The following is a 17,885-nucleotide window of genomic DNA, read 5'->3' on the forward strand; positions in this document are numbered from 1 at the left end:
GGCACGATGACCGAACGTGCCTGGAAAATCCCCGAGTCGGTGTTGGTAGTGATCTATACGTCTGCACTCGACGTACTGCTTCTCAGACGCGCCGACGCCGATGAGTTCTGGCAGTCGGTTACCGGCAGCAAAGATGCACTTAACGAGCCGTTGGCATTGACCGCCGCACGCGAAGTCGGAGAAGAAACCGGTATCGAGTGCGGCGAAGACAGCGCGTTGGCATCGCAACTGGTCGACTGGCAGGTACAAAACGTGTACGAAATCTATTCGCAGTGGCTTGGCCGATACGCGCCAGGCACGAGGTACAACACCGAACACCTGTTCAGCTTGCGCGTGCCCGAGAGGTTGGTGCCTACGCTCGCACCGCGCGAGCACACCGCTTGGAAATGGCTGCCTTACCGGGATGCGGCCGACGCCTGCTTTTCTCCGTCCAACGCCGAAGCTATTCTGTTACTGCCACAATTTGCTCAATGACCGGTTCGAGTTCGACATTGCGTGTGGCCACCTACAACATCCATAAAGGTGTGCAAGGGATCGGCCCCGCGCGTCGTCTGGAAATCCATAACTTGGGGCACGCCATCGAGCAGCTCGACGCCGACATCGTGTGCCTGCAGGAAGTGCGCAAGATGAACCGGCAGGCGGCAGCGCGCTTCAGCCAGTGGCCCGAATTGCCTCAAGCAGATTTTTTGGCGCCCGAGGGATATACGGCGGTCTACGAAACCAATGCGGTGACACGGCACGGCGAACACGGCAATGCGTTGCTCACGCGTTGGCCGGTACTGCGCCAGGGCCACCAGGATATTTCAGACCACCGCTTCGAGCAACGCGGCTTGCTGCATGTAGTCATCGACATCAACAACCGGCCGGTGCATGCCATCGTGGTTCACCTGGGCCTGATCAAGGGCAGCCGCGTGCGGCAGATCGTGCGACTGCGAGAGTTCATCGAGCGCGAGATTTCGCCCGACGAAGCCGTCATCGTGGCGGGCGACTTCAACGACTGGGGTGCGCGCATGCGCGTCGCAATGAATGCGATGGGCCTGCGTGACGTGCACGGCACGCGCACGCTGACCTACCCATCGCGATTGCCCGTCGCGCAGCTCGATTTTATTTATGGGCGCCATATCGAGCCGGTCGAATGCTCTGCCCCGCGCGGTCCCATCTGGTCGCGCATGTCGGATCACCTGCCCTTGGTGACCGATTTTTTGCTTTGATTGATAGGATTCCAGCATGTTGAAGAAAGCTGATACCGCACAGGGCGCCGACCGCGGCGATGACGACGAAGGCACGCCCGTGTCGGTCAAGATTCGTGAGCGGCTGACCGCGGCGCGCAAGCGCTTCAACGCCAACGACAACATCGCCGACTTCATCGAGCCGGGGGAAATGGCGGCGTTGCTCGACGAGGTCGAGGTCAAGATGAAGGGCGTGCTCGAAAGCCTGGTGATCGACGTCGAGCACGATCACAACACCGACAACACAGCGCGGCGCGTTGCCAAGATGTACCTCAACGAGGTGTTCGCCGGCCGCTATGTCCCGCCGCCCAAGCTGACCGAGTTTCCCAATGCCGAGCACTTGAACGAACTGATGATCGTCGGGCCGATTACGGTGCGCAGCGCATGTTCGCACCACTTCTGTCCGATCATCGGCAAGCTCTGGATCGGCATCATGCCGAACGAGCACACCAACGTGATCGGGCTGTCCAAGTACGCACGGCTTGCGGAATGGGTGATGGGTCGTCCTCAGATCCAGGAAGAGGCCGTGGTGCAACTTGCCGACCTCATTCAGGAGAAGACGCAGCCCGATGGCCTCGCCCTCGTCATGGAAGCAGAGCACTTCTGCATGGCATGGCGCGGCGTGAAGGAAATGGACAGCAAGATGATCAACTCCGTCATGCGCGGCGTGTTTCTTAAAGACCCTAACCTGCGCCGCGAATTCCTTTCACTTCTGCCGCGAAAGGGCTGAATGATGCTGGTCCGACTTCTCTATGCAAGCCGCGCGGTCGACACCAGCGCGGCAGCCATCGAATCCATCCTCGGCCCCTCGCGCGCGCACAACACCGCGTGTGGCATTACCGGCATTCTTTGCTATGGGCAAGGCATCTTCTTGCAGGCGATCGAAGGCGGACGCACTGCCATCAGCGAGCTGTACGGGCACATTCAGAAAGATCCCCGTCACAAGGACGTGCTCCTGTTGCATTTCGAGGAAATCACCGAGCGCCGCTTCGGCGGCTGGACGATGGGCCAGGTCAATCTGTCGCGGCTCAACTCTTCCACGCTGCTCAAGTACTCCGAAAAGCCCGAACTCAATCCGTACGCAGTGTCAGGCAAGGTGTCGATGGCCTTGCTGGAGGAGTTGATGGCGGGTGCGGCGATCGTCGGTCGGCACTGACCTGTGGTCTGACGCCGGCTTGAATACGGCGGTCGGTTCAGTGTTCACGCTAGCTTCTGCTCTGGCGCATTCGATCGCAGGCTCGTCGTCATGCTTCTCTTAGGCTGCGACTTTTCTAGCGCGCCAACCTCGCGCAAGCCGATCGTCGTCGCGATCGGCATTCTGGACGGTAGCCATGTCGTCCTCGGCCGCTTCGAACATTTCGCTTCGCTCGATCAATGGGCCAATTGGCTCCATGCGACGCCTGAATGGACCGGAGGATTCGATCTGCCGTTCGGGCTGCCGCGCGAACTGGTCGAGCAACTCGGCTGGCCCGTTGAGTGGGCGGCCTTGATGGCGCACTATGCTGCGCTGACCCGTGCAGACATTCGGCTCGCGTTCTCTGCGTTCTGCGCAGCGCGCCCGGTGGGCGGCAAGTTCGCGCACCGCGCTACCGATGGTCCGGCGGGTTCGAGTCCATCGATGAAGTGGGTCAATCCGCCAGTGGCTTTCATGCTGCACGCGGGCGTTCCGCGACTCATCGCTGCGGGCGCTGCATTCCCGGGCTTGGAGGCTAGAAGCGACGAGTCCCGGCGCATCGCGTTGGAGGCATATCCCGGCATGCTGGCGCGTGAACTGATCGGGCGCCGTAGCTACAAGAGCGACGATGTCAAAAAGCAGACGCCCGAACGTGCTGTCGCACGCGCCGACTTGCTGTCTGCTTTGGAGCAGGGAGCAACGCGGCTCGGCCTCGCGCTTAAATTGAGCGACACGCAGCGTGCCCTGCTCCTTGCCGATGCGCGTGGCGACCGCATCGATGCCGCACTGTGTCTGGTGCAAGCAGCGTGGGCGCTGGTGCGAAAAAACGAGCCACCGGTCGGGTTCGGTTTGCCCTCTGGCATCGATCCGCTTGAAGGGTGGATCCTTACGGCGTGAGCTTCGTTGTCCTACGTCGGTATGCGACCTGCGACCCCACCGGCAAACACTCTGCGCAACTAGATTTGCGTCAGTGGTTCTTATTTCTGAGCCACGTGTTCATCCACTTATTTGGAAGGAAAACGTCATGAACAAGGATCAAGTTGAAGGTCGTCTGGATCAAGCCAAGGGCAAGGTCAAGGAAGTCGCTGGCAAGGTCGTGGGCAACGAAAAGCTCCAAGGCGAAGGCTTGGGCGACCAAGCTTCCGGTAAGGTGCAAAGCACGTACGGCGATGTCAAGGAAAAGACAAAAGACGCCATCAAGTCGGGTGCTGACAAGCTCTGACTTCGACGGAACCGCGCCGTGCGCAGGTGCCCGCCAACTTGCGAGCATTTGCGTGCAAATACACGCGATGGACCAAGCGTCGCAATCGGCAGGAGCCTCTCTATGAACGAAACGATTCGCACCTTTCCGCGGCAAATGGCCGCGTTTGTCGTTATCGCGATCGCAGGGGCGGCAGCGCTTTCGGCCTGTGACAGCGGCAACAACCGAACAGTAGGCGAGAAGGTCGACGCGGGCATTGCCAAGACCGAGCAGGCGGCAGAAACGGCGGCGGCGAAGACCAAGGAAATGATAGCGGACCCCAAGCTCAAGGCTGATATCAAGGATGCGGGAATTGCAATCTCCGCCAAGGTCGACGATGCGGCGATCACCGCCGCTGTTTCTGCCGGCCTTGCGAAAGACCCTGACCTGAGCGCGATCAAGATAAGCGTCACTACCACTGCCGGCGTGGTCAACCTCAAAGGCCCGGCGCCTAACGCTGAGGCCAAGTCACGCGCCGAAGACATCGCCAAGAACGTACACGGGGTGACTTCTGTCAGGAACCAGCTGGAAGTCCGAGCCTGAAGTGTGTCGACTTCGGGCAAGAATTAAAAAGCCCGGTCACCCGGGCTTTTTAATTCTTGTGTGCAACATGTCTGGCGCAGGAATGAACTGCGCCTGCAATCACCCGTTCGCGGATTTAGATGCTTCTTCCGGAACGCGGTTTTGCATCAATGTATTCACGACATCGGCAATGTCGGATGTCTTCATGACAGCCGCAATGACCGCAGTCACCGAGAGCAGCCGCCAAGGCTTGGCCAACACCAGCACTGCACCGGCTGCAGTGGCAATTGCGACCAGCTTGAAGGGTTGCTGACGCGCGTAATGCTCCAGCAGTGGCTGGGCAAGCTGTCCCACGGTATTGGCGGGATGGCGGCGCCACCAGCGTTGGCCAACACGCTTGGCCATCGAAGTCCATGCGAAGCGATCGAGCAGCCCTGGGCGATCGCCTTTACCGACGTACGCTTCATTGTCATAGTTGGTGTTGCCGTCGCCGTCCCCAACGCTCTCGCTTACCGAAGGCTCCGGTCGTCCGCCTTGCAGCTGGTGGACCAGCGCTCTGCGAGACAGTGCAAGGCGCTCTTGCGCGGTCAACGCGAAAGATGACGAAGAGGGCGCACTAGCGGCCACGGCGCTCTCCAGCTGCGTGAAGAGCACTCATGTCTGCACCGAGTTGCTCGCGGAAGTCGTCGAACGGGTGCAACGCAGAAGGCCGCGCCGCCAGGTAGGCAGATATAGCCGCCGCGAACACTGCAACTCCCGGAACAATCACCAGCACCCAATTGAACGAACCATGCAGCACGCCGAGCATGACAGCAATGCCGATCAGGCCAAGCGCCAGCAGGGCGCTGACGATGGCCAGCACGCTGGCGATGATCCGTTGAAAGACTCCGCGCCCTGCAGCCGCAGTTTCTTCTTTCAGAAGAGCGGCGTAATTGGCGATGTGGTCGGCGACCAGTTCCGGGTGCCCGAGAACCGTTGAAAAAATTGGATGAAGCATGTCGTGCGTTGGGCGAGAGCAAGCGGGGCTTCAGAGACTAGTAGTCGTCCCGACGGCGGCTTGCGAGCACGATCAATGCGGTGATGGCCGCACCGGCCGCTGCTGCGACAAGCACCGAACGAACCGGCTGGTCGGAGATGTACCGACCGGTGACATCGGCGGCCTTTTCGATATTGCGTTGCGCACGTGCGCTGGTGCTCGATGCCGCGTCGAGACCGCGCTGAACGGCTTGCTGAACACGTGCCGCCAACTGTTCGACACTGGGTTCGAAGTCGCGCTTCATGTCACGTACTTTTTCACCCGCAGCATTCACTGCATTTTGTGCGTAGGCACGGGTACTGTCGATGGCGTCGTTGGCCGTTTGGCGTGCATCGTCGGCCAGTTGCGATGCGGTCTTGGAAGCGGTGGTATTCATTGTCGAATTTCCTTTCAGTGAGTGTGACAGCGTAGCGGACGGAGGTAATCTTCGAACAGAGGCCTTTTCCGTAAGGATCCGAACTCCGGCGGTGAATCGAAACCTTTCAGGCGTTCACCCTTTGCGAGAGCGGCCGATGAAGAAGCTGATCAGGGTAAGCACCGCGAAGATAAAGAAGAGTATCTTGGCGATGCCAACGGCGCCGGCAGCGATGCCACCAAAGCCAAACACCGCGGCAATCAGCGCGATGACCAGAAAGACAACTGTGTAGTGCAGCATGACGGGCTCCTTGGAATACCTCCGTCCACCTGCTGAACGGATGCTTTACACAATAAGTGGCGCTACTCAAAACCCCTGTCAGCAGCGGCGGTCGCAGGGCGTAGGAGAGTGACGAATCGGTCAATCCGGTGAAGGAGCTTTGGTCGCGGGCAGCATGGCACTCACCAGAGTCCCTTGTCCATCCGTCGACGTGATGCTCAGCTTGCCGTGTGCTGCTTCCACGCGATGACGCATGCCGGCGAGTCCGTGCGTTGCCGGGCGTATCTTGCGCGGATCGAAGCCCTTGCCGTTGTCTCGAACTTCGGCAATCACATGGTTTTCGTAGTTTTTCAGAACGATCGTCGCCTCGTTGGCCTCCGCGTACTTGCCGATGTTGGTCAGGCTCTCCTGGACCATGCGATAGATGGTGAGCTGAAGCCCCTCGTCCAGCACCACTGGCTCCAGCGCCATCTCGACTCGGATGCCTGAGCGGTCGGCAAATTCGCGACCCAGAATCTCCAACGATGCAATGAGACCCAGGTTCGACAGCGATGATGGCCGCAAGTCTTCGATGATGCGGCGCTTGAGCGCGATGCCGCTGTTGAGCAGGTCGGTCAGGTGCTGCAGTCGCTGCGCCGCGTCGGCCGAATCCGCCAGCTTCGACTTCAGCCGCGCCACGTCCAGCTTGGCTGCGGTCAGCAGCGAGCCGAGTTCATCGTGCAGCTCGCGGGCGAGATAGCCCCGCTCGTTCTCACGTACGTCCTGCAGGTGGGTTGCTAACTCGGCGAGCATGGCCGTGCGGTCGCGCACTTCATCTTCCAGCACGTTGCGCTCTCGCTGCAAGGCTTCTTGCTGGCGCTTGCCGGCCGACTGGAGTGCATGACTCTGCCGCAAGTACAGGTAGAAGGCGACCAGGGCCGCAAGTGCGACGACCGCGATGCCGATGCGTGCCAGCTTCAGGGCTTCGGCGATCTGTGCCTGCCCCTTGAACAGCGCTTCGTTGCTGACGGCCACCAACTGGTCGGCCTGTGTGCGGATGGCGTTCATCTCTTCGCGGCCAACGTCTGTCGTCATCACGAACTTCCATGCGTCTTCAGCGCCTGACTTTCGCAGACGTACGCTCATGTCCATTTCCGCTTGCTTGCGCGCTACGTGGTTTGCCAGCAACGTCAGGCGTGCGAGTTCGGCGGGATGGTCGGCGTAGAGCGTGCCGAGCATAGCGAGCTGCCCGTCGATCTGTTTGGCCGAGACGTCGTAGGGCTCCCGATAGCGTTCTTCTCCGGTCAGCAGATAGCCCCGCTGGCCCGTTTCTGCATCCAGGATGGTCTGCATCAGCCCGTTTAGCACGAGGCGCACCTGCTGCGCGGCGCCGATTTCTGCCAGCGCGCGGTTCGATTGACGAAAGCCGACTTCATTGATGCCGACCAGCGCAAGGGCGGCCAGTGTGGCCAGGGTCAGGCCGAGGGCCATCTTCGGGAACGCTAACCAACGCATGAACTCTCAGGATGCTCCGTGTTCAATTTCGGGAATAATCTGTGGATCAGGGACCGGACAGTCAGCAGTGCATCGACCTGCGATGCAACGTAGAAAGTAACAGATGATCAAGATCGGGATTGTGGACGACCACGCCATCGTGCGCTCGGGCCTGCGCCAGTTTTTCTCCGAACATGTCGACTTGCGCGTAGCAGGCGAAGCGGCGAGCGGTCGAGAGGCCATCGAACTGGTGCGCACCACGGAACTCGATGTTCTCGTGATGGACTTGTCCATGCCGGGTCAAAGCGGAATCGACGCTCTTGCAATGATTCGCGCCAAGGCGCCCGACGTCGGAATCCTGATTCTGAGCGGATACCCTGAAGAGCACTACGCAATGAACCTGATTCGCCAAGGCGCGAGCGGTTACCTCAACAAGGAATGCGATCCGATCGAAATCGTGAACGCGATCCGTACCGTCTCGATGGGCCGCCGCTACATCACGCCGGCCGTGGCCGAACTGCTGGCGCGTCAGCTCGACCGGAAGGACGACGCAGCGCCGCATGAGCAATTGTCGGAGCGCGAATTCCAGGTCTTCCTGAAACTGGCCAAGGGCGAAACCGCCGGCGACATTGCCAAGACATTGTCGCTGTCGGTCAAGACTGTCAGTACCTACCGCACGCGCTTGATGGAAAAGATGAACCTGTCGTCGAACAGCGATCTGACCTACTACGCATTGAAGAACAAGTTGATCGACTGATCCGGCCCGCTACACCCTGCACGCCAGCGCGTGCAGGGCGTAGGCAATGCCGCACGCCTTGTGCGGCCCGGCACCGACCTTCTTCCGGCCAACAGCCCGGTAATCTCGACGGATGAATGCAAGCGCTACGAGCCCGTCTTCTCGCCCGACGCAGCGCCCGCTCGCGCTCAAAGTGCTGGCAGTGGTCGTCGCGCTGCTCCTCATACTCGTTCTGGTTGTCGTATTCTTTCCGTGGGATGTGCTTCGCGGACCGATCAACCGGTACGTCAGCGAAAAAACCGGCCGCAAGTTCGAGATCACGAGGCACCTCGATGTGGGGATCGGCCTTCGTGGCGCGACAGTAAAGTTCGACGGAATCGAATTCGCCAACCCCTCCTGGGCGCGCGATCCTTACCTGGTGAAGGCGGACCGAGCCGAGTTCGATATCCGGCTTTGGCCGCTGCTCGCCAAGAAGGTGATGATCCCCCGTTTGTCGCTGACCTCACCCGTCCTCGGGTTACAGATGGAGCAGGACGGAAGACGTACTTGGGCGCTCGGCAAAGACACCTCGGACACCAGCACCACGCCGACGATCGGACTGCTCCAGGTCGATGGCGGCGCAGTTGACTTTCTCGCCAAACACCTCGGTGTCGACTTGCATGTCGAATTCAATTTCGACACCAGCCGCGGCGAAATGCCACTCGACTACAAGGTCAAGGGCACCTACCAAAAGCAGCCGTTGACCGCAGTCGGCCGGACCGGCAACGTCTTGCAATTGAACGCCGCCGGCGCGCCGCCGTTTCCGCTGGAGATCAAGGCGACCGCAGGTCACACCACACTGAGCGTGAACGGCACGGCTGCCGAGTTGTCCACGCTGGAAGGTATCGACGCCAAGTTCGACATCAAGGGCCAGAACCTCGGAGACCTGTTTCCGTTGCTCGGCATCGCATTGCCGCAAACCTCGCCTTACGCACTCGGCGGCGAGCTTCGCAAGAACGGCAAGGTCTGGAGCGTGGCTGCCATGAAAGGCAAGCTGGGCTTGTCCGACATCGGCGGCGATATGAAATTCGACCAGGGACAAAAGCTGCCCTATCTTTCGGGCACCTTGCGCTCGCGCGTCATGGACATGGACGATCTCGGCCCGTTGATCGGCCTACCGCCGACAGAACGGTCTGCCAACGCGGTCGAAGGCGTCGCGCCTCCGCCCACGATTTCGCAAGTCAAGAAGGCCCAACGCGATCCGGGTACCCGCGTGCTGCCGACCGCGACGCTCGACTTCGAGCGACTGCGCGCCATGAACGCCGACGTCTCCTATGTGGCTGATCGCATCACCAACGTGCGCCAGGTGCCGTTGGATCGGGGCAGCGTGAAGGTGAAGTTGGCCGATGGCGTGCTGACCCTCGATCCGCTCGACCTCGGCGTGGCCAGCGGCAAGATCGGCGGTGCCATTCGCATCGACGCGGCAAAGAATCCTGCCGACATCCGCGCGTCGCTCGATGTGCGGGGTATGCAACTCAACCGGTTGATCCCGAAGGTCGAAACCTTGAAGACCAGCTTCGGCAAACTCGATGGGCGAGTGAATCTGTCGGGTCAGGGCAACTCGGTCGCATCGTGGCTTGCGACCTCGTCGGGCGATATCGCAGCCATCACTGGCAAGGGCCAGTTCAGCAATCTGCTACTCGAATTTCTGGGACTGGACGGTGGCGAGATCATCAAGTTCTTGCTGCGTGGAGACCACAATGTGACGCTGCGATGTGGCGCAGTCGCACTCAACGTCGACAAGGGCTTGATGAGTACACGCACCATCGTCTTCGACACCGATGACACCGTCTTTAACGCGACGGGCAACGCGAGCTTTGCCAACGAGTCTCTGGACTTTGTGATCAAGCCTCAGCCCAAAGACATGAGCATCCTGTCATTGCGTACGCCGTTGACGATCAAGGGTACGTTCGGCTCACCCAAGCCATTTATCGAAGTGGCGCCACTCGCGGGTCGCGGCTTGGTGGCCCTGGCGCTGGGCGCGATCAACCCGTTGCTCGCGCTCGCCGCCACGATCGAAACCGGACCAGGTCAGGATGCCGATTGCCAGGGCGTGCTGGCGGATGCGCAAAAGCCGGGTGCGGGTGCTGCCGCCAGCGGCGCCGCCAAGGCAAAGACTGCCAAGACCGCTGTTCCGTAAACAGGTAGCCGAGCACCGATGCATCGGTAGCGCGACGACAGCCGTCTATCTATCCACGGCTCGCGCAGACGGGGCAATTCGGATCGCGCGCCACCTTCACTTGGTCGAAAGTCGTCGCCAAGCCATCGAACATCAGCAGCCGGCCCGCCAGCGAAGTGCCTATGCCTGCCAGTAGCTTCAATGCCTCGTGCGCCTGCAAGGTCCCGATTGTGCCGACGACGGGGGCGAAGACGCCCAGCACGCTGCACTGCGTTTCTTCGACCTCGGCATCTGGCGGGAACACGCAGGCATAGCAGGGCGACTGATCGTTGCGGAGGTCATATACGCCGAGCTGTCCGTCGAATCGAATGGCTGCACCGGCCACGAGCGGCCGGAGATGCATGACGCAGGCGCAATTGACGGCATGGCGGGTGGTGAAATTGTCTGAGCAATCGACGATGAGATTCGATGCAGCGACCAGCCGGTCCAGCAGGCCAACGTCCGCCCGCTCGCCGATCGTTTCGATCTTGATATCTGGGTTGATCGCACGCATCGCTGCTGCAGCGGAGTCGACCTTGCGCTGTCCGACGCGCGCGGTGGTGTGCGCGATCTGACGCTGCAAGTTGGTGAGATCCACCGTGTCATCATCGATCAGGGTGATGTGGCCAACCCCCGCCGCGGCGAGGTAAAGCGAGACAGGGGAACCAAGTCCGCCGACACCGACAACCAATACACGGGCTGCAGTGAGTCGCGCTTGGCCGTCGATATCGAGTTCTTCTAGCAGCAGGTGCCGGGAATACCGAAGCAAAGCTAGGTCATCCTCGCTGTTACCCCTGGTGTTTCCCCCGCTGTTTGCCTCATCGTCGTCCATGGGAAAAACAGACTCGCTCAGTTCAATCGCTCAATTTTCTTTCTTCTCTTCCTTGCGCTCGACCTGCGTATTGCTCACTACCACCGGGTTGCCTTTGAGCTTGGCCAGCGCCTGCACCAGAGCGAAGTCCTTGTCGGTGCCGAACTCAGGCACCTTGCGATCTTGCGGCGGCTTCTTGGCTTCCTCTTCGAGGCGCTTGCGCGCGTCATCGCGGGCCTTTTCGCGTTCCGGATCTTTGACCTCCGCGCCCTGACCGCTGGAAAGATGCTTTTCGAGATCGGCTTCGCGCATACGCAGCGCGGCGAACGGGCTCCCCTCGGCGCTCTCGTCGACCAGCACGTTTGGCACGATGCCCTTGGCCTGGATCGAGGTGCCACTCGGCGTGTAGTAACGCGCCGTCGTGATCTTCAAGCCGGTGTCGGGACCCAGCGGACGCACGGTCTGCACCGAGCCCTTGCCGAAGGTCTGGCTGCCCATGACGGTACCGCGCTTATGGTCTTGCAGCGCGCCAGCCACGATCTCGCTGGCGGACGCAGAGCCTTCATTGACCAGCACCACCAGTGGCACGGTCTTGAGGCCTGCGGGCAGGCCCTTCAACGGATCGCTGCCGGCACGGCGCTGATAGAACTCGGGAGACGCCTTGTAGACCGACTTGCTTTCAGCCAGTTGACCGTCGGTGGTCACCACAGTCACGTTCTCCGGCAAGAAGGCAGCAGAGATGGCGACGGCCGCATCCAGCAAGCCGCCCGGATCGTTGCGCAGATCGAGCACCAAGCCTTTCAGGTTGGGCTCCTGCTTGTAGATTTCTTCGACCTTCTTCACGAAGTCGTCGACAGTGCGTTCCTGGAACTGCGACAAGCGAATCCATGCGTAGCCGGGTTCCATGACCTTGCCGCGAACCGACTGCGTGCGGATTTCTTCGCGCGTGATGGTCACGGGAAAAGTGCGGTTCTCGTCCTTGCGAAAGATGGTGAGCAGCACCTTGGTGCCCGACTCGCCCCGCATGCGTTTGACCGAGTCGTTGAGGCTCAGGCCGCGCACCGCTGTGTCGTCGATCTTGGTGATCAGATCGTTCGGCTTGAGGCCCGCGCGGAAGGCCGGTGAGCCCTCGATCGGAGATACGACTTTGATGAGCCCGTCTTCCTGCGAAATCTCGATGCCGACGCCGACGAAGCGGCCGGTCGTGCCTTCGCGAAATTCCTTGAAGGACTTCTTGTCGAAGTACTGCGAGTGCGGGTCGAGCCCGGCGACCATGCCGGAAATTGCATCGGAGATGAGCTTTTTTTCGTCGATCGGCTCGACGTAATCGCTTTTCACCATGCCGAAAACGGCCGCGAGTTGTTGCAGTTCTTCGAGTGGCAACGGGGCGAGAGAGCCCCGTGCGACCGTCTGCAAAGAGACGGTGGTCAACACGCCAGCAACGGCGCCGGCGGCGATCCAGCCGGTGATCTTCAGTTTCTGGCCCATTTGAGAGTGTCCTTGTGGCTCAAACCAATATACACAGCTTGGAAGCAATTTGCCTGCCGGGGTTCCCCAGCCTTGGCACAAACAGTCACCGTATCGACAAGCGGCATGCGCTCCTGCGTCAACGGTGGCTTCAGCCCTTGCCTTGCGATGCAACAGCGGCCGCAGCTTTGGCTGCCGCGTCTGCATCGCCGAGGTAGTAGTGTCGCAGCGGTTTTAAATCGTCGTCGAGTTCATAGACGAGCGGAATGCCGTTCGGAATATTGAGACCGACGATATCCGAATCGGAAATGCCATCTAGGTACTTGACCAACGCTCGGATCGAGTTGCCGTGCGCTGCGACGACGAGGCGCCGACCGGAGCGGATGGCCGGTGCCATCGACTCGTTCCAGAACGGCAAAACGCGCGCCACCGTGTCCTTCAGGCATTCGGTCAACGGAATCTGCTCTGCCGCCAGCTTGGCGTAGCGCACGTCGCCGCGTTCGCTGCGTGGGTCGGTCGGCTCCAGCGGCGGCGGCGGTGTGTCGTAGCTGCGGCGCCAGACAAGCACCTGCTCGTCACCGTATTTCTTGGCCGTCTCGGCCTTGTTCAACCCTTGCAGGCCGCCGTAGTGGCGCTCGTTGAGACGCCATGAATGCACCACCGGCAGCCAGGTGCGGTCGAGCTCGTCCAGCGTGTGCCAGAGGGTGCGCGTGGCGCGCTTCAGCACGCTGGTGTAGGCCACGTCGAACTCATAGCCTTCGGCCTTGAGCAGGCGCCCGGCCTGCTTGGCCTGGTCGACACCGGTCGGCGTCAGGTCGACGTCGGTCCAGCCGGTGAAGCGGTTTTCGAGATTCCAGGTCGATTCGCCATGGCGAATCAGTACCAGCTTGTGCATTTGGGGGCCTTTGGCGACGCTTACGAAACATGCCATTCTAAAATCGGCGGTTTGCCATTCAAGGACTACCGTGAAATTCATCATCGACAATTGGGTACTCATCCTGATTGCGCTCAGTTCGGGCGCGATGCTCGCATGGCCGCTGATTCGCGGCGGCGCAGGCGGCTCGCTCACAGCGCAGGGCGCCGTGCAACTCATCAACCGCGAGCGCGCAGTGGTCGTCGATGTGCGCGAGCCCGATGAGTACGCGGCTGGCCACGTGACCAACTCGCGCAACGTGCCGTTTGACCAGTTGGAGGCCAAGTTGTCGAACACGGTCAAGAACAAGTCGCTGCCGGTCTTGCTGATGTGCGCGACGGGTTCCCGCGCCGGCCGCGCGCTGGCCATCGCCAAGAAACTGGGTTACGAGCAGGCCCAAGTGGTGGGCGGCGGTCTAAAGGGCTGGAAAGACGCTAACCTGCCCCTGGAAAAGGCCTGAGCGCCTCGCCACTGACATGCCTCCCACGGCCCCAGAACTGGATGACCATGCAACCCGTAAAGATGTACACCACCGCCGTTTGCCCCTACTGCATTCGCGCCAAGCAGATTTTGAAAGCCAAGGGCGTCGAGCAGATCGAAGAGATCCGCATCGACAGCGACCCGGCCGCACGCGCCACGATGATGGAAGTGACACAGCGCCGCACCGTGCCGCAAATCTTCATCGGCGACACGCACGTCGGTGGTTGCGACGAGCTGATGGCACTCGACAGCCGCGGCGGCCTGGTGCCCTTGCTTCAAGGTACGCAGAGCGCGTCCGCCTGATTCCCTGAGTTTGGCGCGGCGATAATCTCCGGCTACCCTCCATCAGCCCGCTGCGGAAATATCTCTCCGGCGGGCGTTGTTTTGATCCTCGAAAGTTAGCCATGGCAGACACCCTCGATCCCGTGTTCCAGATTCAACGCGTCTACCTCAAGGACCTGTCGCTCGAGCAGCCGAACTCGCCCGGCATCCTGCTGGAGCAAGAGCAGCCGACCGTCGACATCCAGCTCGGCGTCGACGCCCAGCCGGTGACCGAAGGCATCTACGAGATCACCGTGTCGGCCACCGTGCAGACCAAGATCCAGGACAAGACCGTGTTTCTGGTCGAAGCCAAGCAAGCCGGCATCTTCGAGATCCGTAACCTGCCCGAAGACCAGATGGGTCCGATCCTAGGCATCGCTTGCCCGCAAATCGTCTACCCGTACCTGCGCGGCAACGTCGCCGACGTGATCCAGCGCGGCGGCTTCCCGCCGGTGCACCTGGCCGAGATCAACTTCCAGGCGATGTACGAGCAGCAGCAGGCGCAGGCCGCCGGTCAGCCGTCGGCGATCACGACGCAATAAGCGTTTCGGGCTTCGGTAACTCGCTGGGCCTGGAGCTCCCATGCCGTTGAAGCGATGAAGATCAGCGTGATCGGCGCCGGCGCCTGGGGCACTGCGTTGGCGGTCAATGCGGCGGCGCGGCACGAAGTCGTCTTGTGGGCACGCGATGCTGGACAGGCCGACCGCATGTCAGCCGCGCGAGAGAACGTGCGCTACCTTCGGGGCATTCACTTTCCCGCAGGTATGTCGGTCCGCGCGATTGGGCAAGGCCATCTTGTTTCCGATGCCGAACTGGTCATCGTCGCGACGCCGATGGCGGCGTTGCGAAGCCAGCTCGTAAGCCTCCGTGGCACTGCGGTGCCGGTTGTATGGCTCTGCAAGGGCGTTGAGTCGGCGTTGGTGGCTTCGGGCTGCGAGCTTGGCGACAAGCCTTTTTTTGGCTTGCTCGCTCATGAAGTCCAGGCGCAGGTCGCGCCAGAACTGCTGGCCGGCGTACTCAGCGGGCCCAGCTTCGCGCAGGAAGTAGCGCAGTCGAATCCCACTGCCTTGGTTGCCGCAAGCCGTCATGCAACCGTACGCACGGCGCTCGTAGAAGCTTTCCACGGTCCCAGCCTCCGCGTCTATGCAAACGACGACATCGTTGGCGTCGAGGTGGGCGGCGCCGTCAAGAACGTGCTGGCGATCGCGACCGGTTTGTGCGATGGCCTGGCGCTCGGACTCAACGCGCGTGCAGCGTTGATCACCCGCGGCCTGGCCGAGATGACGCGCTTCGGCGTGGCGCTCGGTGCGCGACCTGAAACCTTCATGGGCCTATCAGGGCTTGGCGATCTCGTTTTGACCGCCACTGGCGACCTGTCGCGCAATCGCAAGATCGGACTGCTGCTGGCAGAAGGTCGTTCGCTCGAACAGTCGGTCGCGTCGCTGGGTCACGTGGCCGAAGGTGTGTACTGCGCGCGCACTGTGGTGCAGCGCGCGCGCTATCTTGGCATCGACATGCCGATCGCAGAAGGCGTCGTGGCCTTACTCAACGGATCACAGAGCACGGCCGCGGTAGTCGCCGCCTTGATGGGTCGCGAGGCATCGGCTGAAGGCAGCTGAGAGGGGCTCAAAAGGCGCCTGAGGGTCACGTTGGGACCAGCCGACTTGAAGGAAATGCGTAGTGCGCGTTACGACTCGATGCGCTCGAGAAGACGGGCGCTGCGGGTCGGTGCTACCGCTTCGTATCGAACCCAGCCCCGTTCGTCGGGTGGCGTGTCTTAAGCGTGCGTCGCTGGGGCGGGCGTGTATGCCAGCCTCACATAGATCGGGGCGAATGCCTCGGCCTGCGTGATGTCGATCAACGTTTCTTTCGCAAGCTCGAGCATCGCGATGAAGGTGACGATCAGCACCGGCGTGCCGCGCGTCACGTCGAAGAGTTTTTCGAACTCGACGAACTGGCGCCCCTGCAAGTGCCGCAGCACGATGCTCATGTGCTCGCGCACGCTCAGCTCTTCACGCGAAATGTGGTGGTGCTGCACGAGCTTCGCGCGCTTCAGGATGTCGGCCCAGGCGTCGCGCAGATCGACCGCGTCCACATCGGGAAACCGCGGCTTGAGCGACTGCTCGATATAAACCTGCCCTTTCCAGAAATCGCGGCCGTGTTGCGGCGCTGCGCTGAGGGCAGCGGCATGCAGTTTGGTCTGCTCATACTCGCGCAGCCGGCGCACCAGTTCGGCCCGGGGGTCTTCGGCTTCTTCGCCATCGGCCGTCTTCTTGGGCGGCAGCAGCATGCGCGACTTGATCTCGATCAGCATCGCTGCCATCAGCAAGTACTCGGCGGCCAGTTCGAGGTTGGTGTGGCGAATTTCGTCGACGTAGGTGAGGTACTGCCGCGTCAACCCCGCCATCGGGATGTCGAGGATGTTGAAGTTCTGCTTGCGGATGAGGTAGAGCAGCAGATCGAGCGGCCCTTCGAAAGCTTCGAGAAAAACCTGCAGCGCCTCGGGCGGGATGTACAGGTCTTTCGGCATTGCGAACAGCGGCTCGCCATACAGGCGGGCCAACGCGACCTGATCGACCACCTCGGGCATAAGCGCAACGACCTCGTCGCCGTCGCTGTCGCCGCTCCGCGCGTCTCTGCGCATCGAGGCTTACTTGACGATCGTCTGGTAGACGTAGGGCTGCATCGGCACCCGCGCTTCACCGTACTCGTCAAGGAGGCCGCGGTCGAGGTGCTTGTCCCACAGCAAGGCCCGCCCGGCGCGTTGCTCAGCCTCCAGGGTCGGCTTCTTTTCCTTCATTTCCTCGATGAAGCTGGTGATCTCGGACGTGTAGTGGGGGCGGCGAAAGAAGGACATAGACTGGAACCTCGGTTAGGCCAATTTTACGGGGGAAGCGATGCGCGGACGAAACTGGATTCACGGGTGGGCGGCCGTCTGCCTTGTGGCACTGCTGACCATGCTGGCGGGTTGCGACAACCAGGCCATCCGCGAGCTGGAAGAGGGCGTTGCGACCGAGGCGGACGTGCGCGCCAGGTTCGGGCAACCCGAGAACGTCTGGGATGCGCCCGGATCGCCTGGCAGTCGGGTGTTCGAATACAACCGCCAGCCGCAAGGCCAAAAGAACTACATGATCACCATCGGACCCGACGGCAAAATGACCGCTCTGCGACAGGTGCTGACACCCGAGAACTTTGCCAAAGTGCAGGCCGGCATGCCGATGGAAGTGCTCCGCAAGCTGCTCGGCAAGCCGGCCAAGGTCACGCCCTATGCGCTAAAGCGCGAGACCGAATGGGAATGGCGCTGGGTGCAGCCGCCGAATTCGCCGATGGTGTTCACTGCGGTGCTGAACGACGATCAACGCGTGGTGCGCAGCGGCTCTTCTCCAGACAAGGGGACCGAGGCGCCCTGATCGATGCGCAAGTGCCGCCCGCGCGGCGCTCAGTCCTTGCCGGGAATCACCGCATCGGCTGCAGCACCGACCGCCTTGCCGGTGATGCGCGCGGTGCCGATGACCGCATCTGCCCCCAATCCGACGACCCCGGCCCCCACGCTGACCACGGTGCTCGCGACCGACACCACCGCGCAGCCCGACAGCAGCGCACAGCCGGGGAACACGAGTGCCAACGCCGACATGGTGAGTGCGAGCCGCAA

At 61.5% G+C, this 17,885-nt stretch carries 25 protein-coding genes; 14 read left to right on the forward strand and 11 right to left on the reverse strand.

The window, feature by feature from the left end:
• The first annotated feature begins 6 nt into the window (after positions 1 to 6).
• The 7 genes from nudB (at position 7) to RCH10_RS07990 (ending at position 4,186) form a co-directional block, all read left to right on the forward strand.
• Complete coding sequence (nudB, locus tag RCH10_RS07960) at positions 7 to 474, forward strand: dihydroneopterin triphosphate diphosphatase (RefSeq protein WP_409051954.1); 468 nt, start codon at positions 7 to 9, stop codon at positions 472 to 474.
• Positions 471 to 1,211: an endonuclease/exonuclease/phosphatase family protein gene (locus RCH10_RS07965; protein ID WP_323499894.1), complete on the forward strand. Its 741-nt coding sequence runs from the start codon at positions 471 to 473 to the stop codon at positions 1,209 to 1,211. Before nudB ends, RCH10_RS07965 begins: the two co-directional genes overlap by 4 nt.
• A 16-nt stretch (positions 1,212 to 1,227) precedes the next feature.
• Entirely contained in the window at positions 1,228 to 1,959 is a 732-nt protein-coding gene (folE, locus tag RCH10_RS07970) for a GTP cyclohydrolase I (RefSeq protein WP_409051955.1), read from the forward strand.
• A 3-nt stretch (positions 1,960 to 1,962) separates the two neighbouring features.
• The gene (locus RCH10_RS07975; RefSeq protein WP_187054902.1) at positions 1,963 to 2,385 is read left to right on the forward strand and encodes a BLUF domain-containing protein; all 423 of its coding nucleotides are present in this window, start codon (positions 1,963 to 1,965) and stop codon (positions 2,383 to 2,385) included.
• Positions 2,386 to 2,475: 90 nt separating this feature from the next.
• Positions 2,476 to 3,300 (forward strand): DUF429 domain-containing protein, encoded by an 825-nt coding sequence (locus RCH10_RS07980; protein WP_409051956.1) that lies wholly within the window; start codon positions 2,476 to 2,478, stop codon positions 3,298 to 3,300.
• 127 nt (positions 3,301 to 3,427) lie between these two features.
• On the forward strand, positions 3,428 to 3,625 hold the full coding sequence (locus RCH10_RS07985) for a CsbD family protein (RefSeq protein WP_323495497.1): 198 nt from the start codon (positions 3,428 to 3,430) through the stop codon (positions 3,623 to 3,625).
• Between the two features lie 102 nt (positions 3,626 to 3,727).
• On the forward strand, positions 3,728 to 4,186 hold the full coding sequence (locus RCH10_RS07990) for a BON domain-containing protein (RefSeq protein WP_409051957.1): 459 nt from the start codon (positions 3,728 to 3,730) through the stop codon (positions 4,184 to 4,186).
• Positions 4,187 to 4,285: 99 nt separating this feature from the next.
• Here the strand turns inward: RCH10_RS07990 and RCH10_RS07995 are convergent, their stop codons facing one another.
• From RCH10_RS07995 to RCH10_RS08015, 5 genes are all read right to left on the reverse strand, one after another.
• Positions 4,286 to 4,792 carry a hypothetical protein gene (locus RCH10_RS07995; protein WP_409051958.1) on the reverse strand — a complete coding sequence of 169 codons (507 nt, stop codon included), beginning with the start codon at positions 4,790 to 4,792 and terminating at the stop codon, positions 4,286 to 4,288.
• Positions 4,782 to 5,162, reverse strand: coding sequence for a hypothetical protein (locus RCH10_RS08000; RefSeq protein ID WP_409051959.1), 381 nt, complete (start codon positions 5,160 to 5,162; stop codon positions 4,782 to 4,784). The genes RCH10_RS07995 and RCH10_RS08000 overlap by 11 nt, the downstream gene beginning before the upstream one ends.
• Before the next feature lie 37 nt (positions 5,163 to 5,199).
• Positions 5,200 to 5,577: a hypothetical protein gene (locus tag RCH10_RS08005; protein WP_187054618.1), complete on the reverse strand. Its 378-nt coding sequence runs from the start codon at positions 5,575 to 5,577 to the stop codon at positions 5,200 to 5,202.
• A 114-nt stretch (positions 5,578 to 5,691) separates the two neighbouring features.
• Positions 5,692 to 5,856 carry a DUF1328 domain-containing protein gene (locus RCH10_RS08010; RefSeq protein WP_323495492.1) on the reverse strand — a complete coding sequence of 55 codons (165 nt, stop codon included), beginning with the start codon at positions 5,854 to 5,856 and terminating at the stop codon, positions 5,692 to 5,694.
• Positions 5,857 to 5,976: 120 nt separating this feature from the next.
• A complete protein-coding gene (locus RCH10_RS08015; protein WP_409051960.1) occupies positions 5,977 to 7,329 on the reverse strand; it encodes a CHASE3 domain-containing protein in 1,353 nt (450 codons plus the stop codon).
• A 103-nt stretch (positions 7,330 to 7,432) separates the two neighbouring features.
• Here RCH10_RS08015 and RCH10_RS08020 point away from each other — a divergent pair, with 103 nt between their 5' ends.
• Positions 7,433 to 8,065 carry a response regulator transcription factor gene (locus tag RCH10_RS08020; RefSeq protein ID WP_187054620.1) on the forward strand — a complete coding sequence of 211 codons (633 nt, stop codon included), beginning with the start codon at positions 7,433 to 7,435 and terminating at the stop codon, positions 8,063 to 8,065.
• Between the two features lie 112 nt (positions 8,066 to 8,177).
• The gene (locus RCH10_RS08025) at positions 8,178 to 10,223 is read left to right on the forward strand and encodes an AsmA family protein (RefSeq protein WP_409051961.1); all 2,046 of its coding nucleotides are present in this window, start codon (positions 8,178 to 8,180) and stop codon (positions 10,221 to 10,223) included.
• Positions 10,224 to 10,272: 49 nt separating this feature from the next.
• On the opposite strand, the gene RCH10_RS08030 is transcribed toward RCH10_RS08025, so the two are convergent.
• The 3 genes from RCH10_RS08030 to gpmA form a co-directional block, all read right to left on the reverse strand.
• The gene (locus tag RCH10_RS08030; protein ID WP_409051962.1) at positions 10,273 to 11,073 is read right to left on the reverse strand and encodes a HesA/MoeB/ThiF family protein; all 801 of its coding nucleotides are present in this window, start codon (positions 11,071 to 11,073) and stop codon (positions 10,273 to 10,275) included.
• Positions 11,074 to 11,103: 30 nt separating this feature from the next.
• Positions 11,104 to 12,540 carry a S41 family peptidase gene (locus RCH10_RS08035; RefSeq protein WP_409051963.1) on the reverse strand — a complete coding sequence of 479 codons (1,437 nt, stop codon included), beginning with the start codon at positions 12,538 to 12,540 and terminating at the stop codon, positions 11,104 to 11,106.
• Positions 12,541 to 12,670: 130 nt separating this feature from the next.
• A complete protein-coding gene (gene gpmA / locus RCH10_RS08040) occupies positions 12,671 to 13,414 on the reverse strand; it encodes a 2,3-diphosphoglycerate-dependent phosphoglycerate mutase (protein ID WP_187054624.1) in 744 nt (247 codons plus the stop codon).
• A 70-nt stretch (positions 13,415 to 13,484) separates the two neighbouring features.
• Here gpmA and RCH10_RS08045 point away from each other — a divergent pair, with 70 nt between their 5' ends.
• The 4 genes from RCH10_RS08045 to RCH10_RS08060 all read left to right on the forward strand — a co-directional run bounded on the left by RCH10_RS08045 (position 13,485) and on the right by RCH10_RS08060 (position 15,852).
• Entirely contained in the window at positions 13,485 to 13,892 is a 408-nt protein-coding gene (locus RCH10_RS08045; RefSeq protein ID WP_409051964.1) for a rhodanese-like domain-containing protein, read from the forward strand.
• 47 nt (positions 13,893 to 13,939) lie between these two features.
• Positions 13,940 to 14,215: a glutaredoxin 3 gene (gene grxC / locus RCH10_RS08050; RefSeq protein ID WP_409051965.1), complete on the forward strand. Its 276-nt coding sequence runs from the start codon at positions 13,940 to 13,942 to the stop codon at positions 14,213 to 14,215.
• Between the two features lie 101 nt (positions 14,216 to 14,316).
• A complete protein-coding gene (secB, locus tag RCH10_RS08055; RefSeq protein WP_323495486.1) occupies positions 14,317 to 14,775 on the forward strand; it encodes a protein-export chaperone SecB in 459 nt (152 codons plus the stop codon).
• A gap of 54 nt (positions 14,776 to 14,829) precedes the next feature.
• Entirely contained in the window at positions 14,830 to 15,852 is a 1,023-nt protein-coding gene (locus RCH10_RS08060) for an NAD(P)H-dependent glycerol-3-phosphate dehydrogenase (RefSeq protein WP_409051966.1), read from the forward strand.
• 158 nt (positions 15,853 to 16,010) lie between these two features.
• On the opposite strand, the gene RCH10_RS08065 is transcribed toward RCH10_RS08060, so the two are convergent.
• Entirely contained in the window at positions 16,011 to 16,877 is an 867-nt protein-coding gene (locus RCH10_RS08065) for a segregation and condensation protein A (RefSeq protein WP_409051967.1), read from the reverse strand.
• Positions 16,878 to 16,883: 6 nt separating this feature from the next.
• Positions 16,884 to 17,090, reverse strand: a complete 207-nt coding sequence (locus tag RCH10_RS08070) for a DUF3460 family protein (RefSeq protein WP_323495482.1) — start codon at positions 17,088 to 17,090, stop codon at positions 16,884 to 16,886.
• Positions 17,091 to 17,130: 40 nt separating this feature from the next.
• Here RCH10_RS08070 and RCH10_RS08075 point away from each other — a divergent pair, with 40 nt between their 5' ends.
• Positions 17,131 to 17,643: an outer membrane protein assembly factor BamE gene (locus tag RCH10_RS08075; RefSeq protein ID WP_409051968.1), complete on the forward strand. Its 513-nt coding sequence runs from the start codon at positions 17,131 to 17,133 to the stop codon at positions 17,641 to 17,643.
• Positions 17,644 to 17,672: 29 nt separating this feature from the next.
• Here the strand turns inward: RCH10_RS08075 and RCH10_RS08080 are convergent, their stop codons facing one another.
• Positions 17,673 to 17,885, reverse strand: coding sequence for a hypothetical protein (locus RCH10_RS08080; protein WP_409051969.1), 213 nt, complete (start codon positions 17,883 to 17,885; stop codon positions 17,673 to 17,675).

This window comes from Variovorax sp. GrIS 2.14 (genome assembly GCF_046115955.1).
In the GTDB taxonomy this organism is placed as follows: Bacteria; Pseudomonadota; Gammaproteobacteria; order Burkholderiales; family Burkholderiaceae_C; genus Variovorax.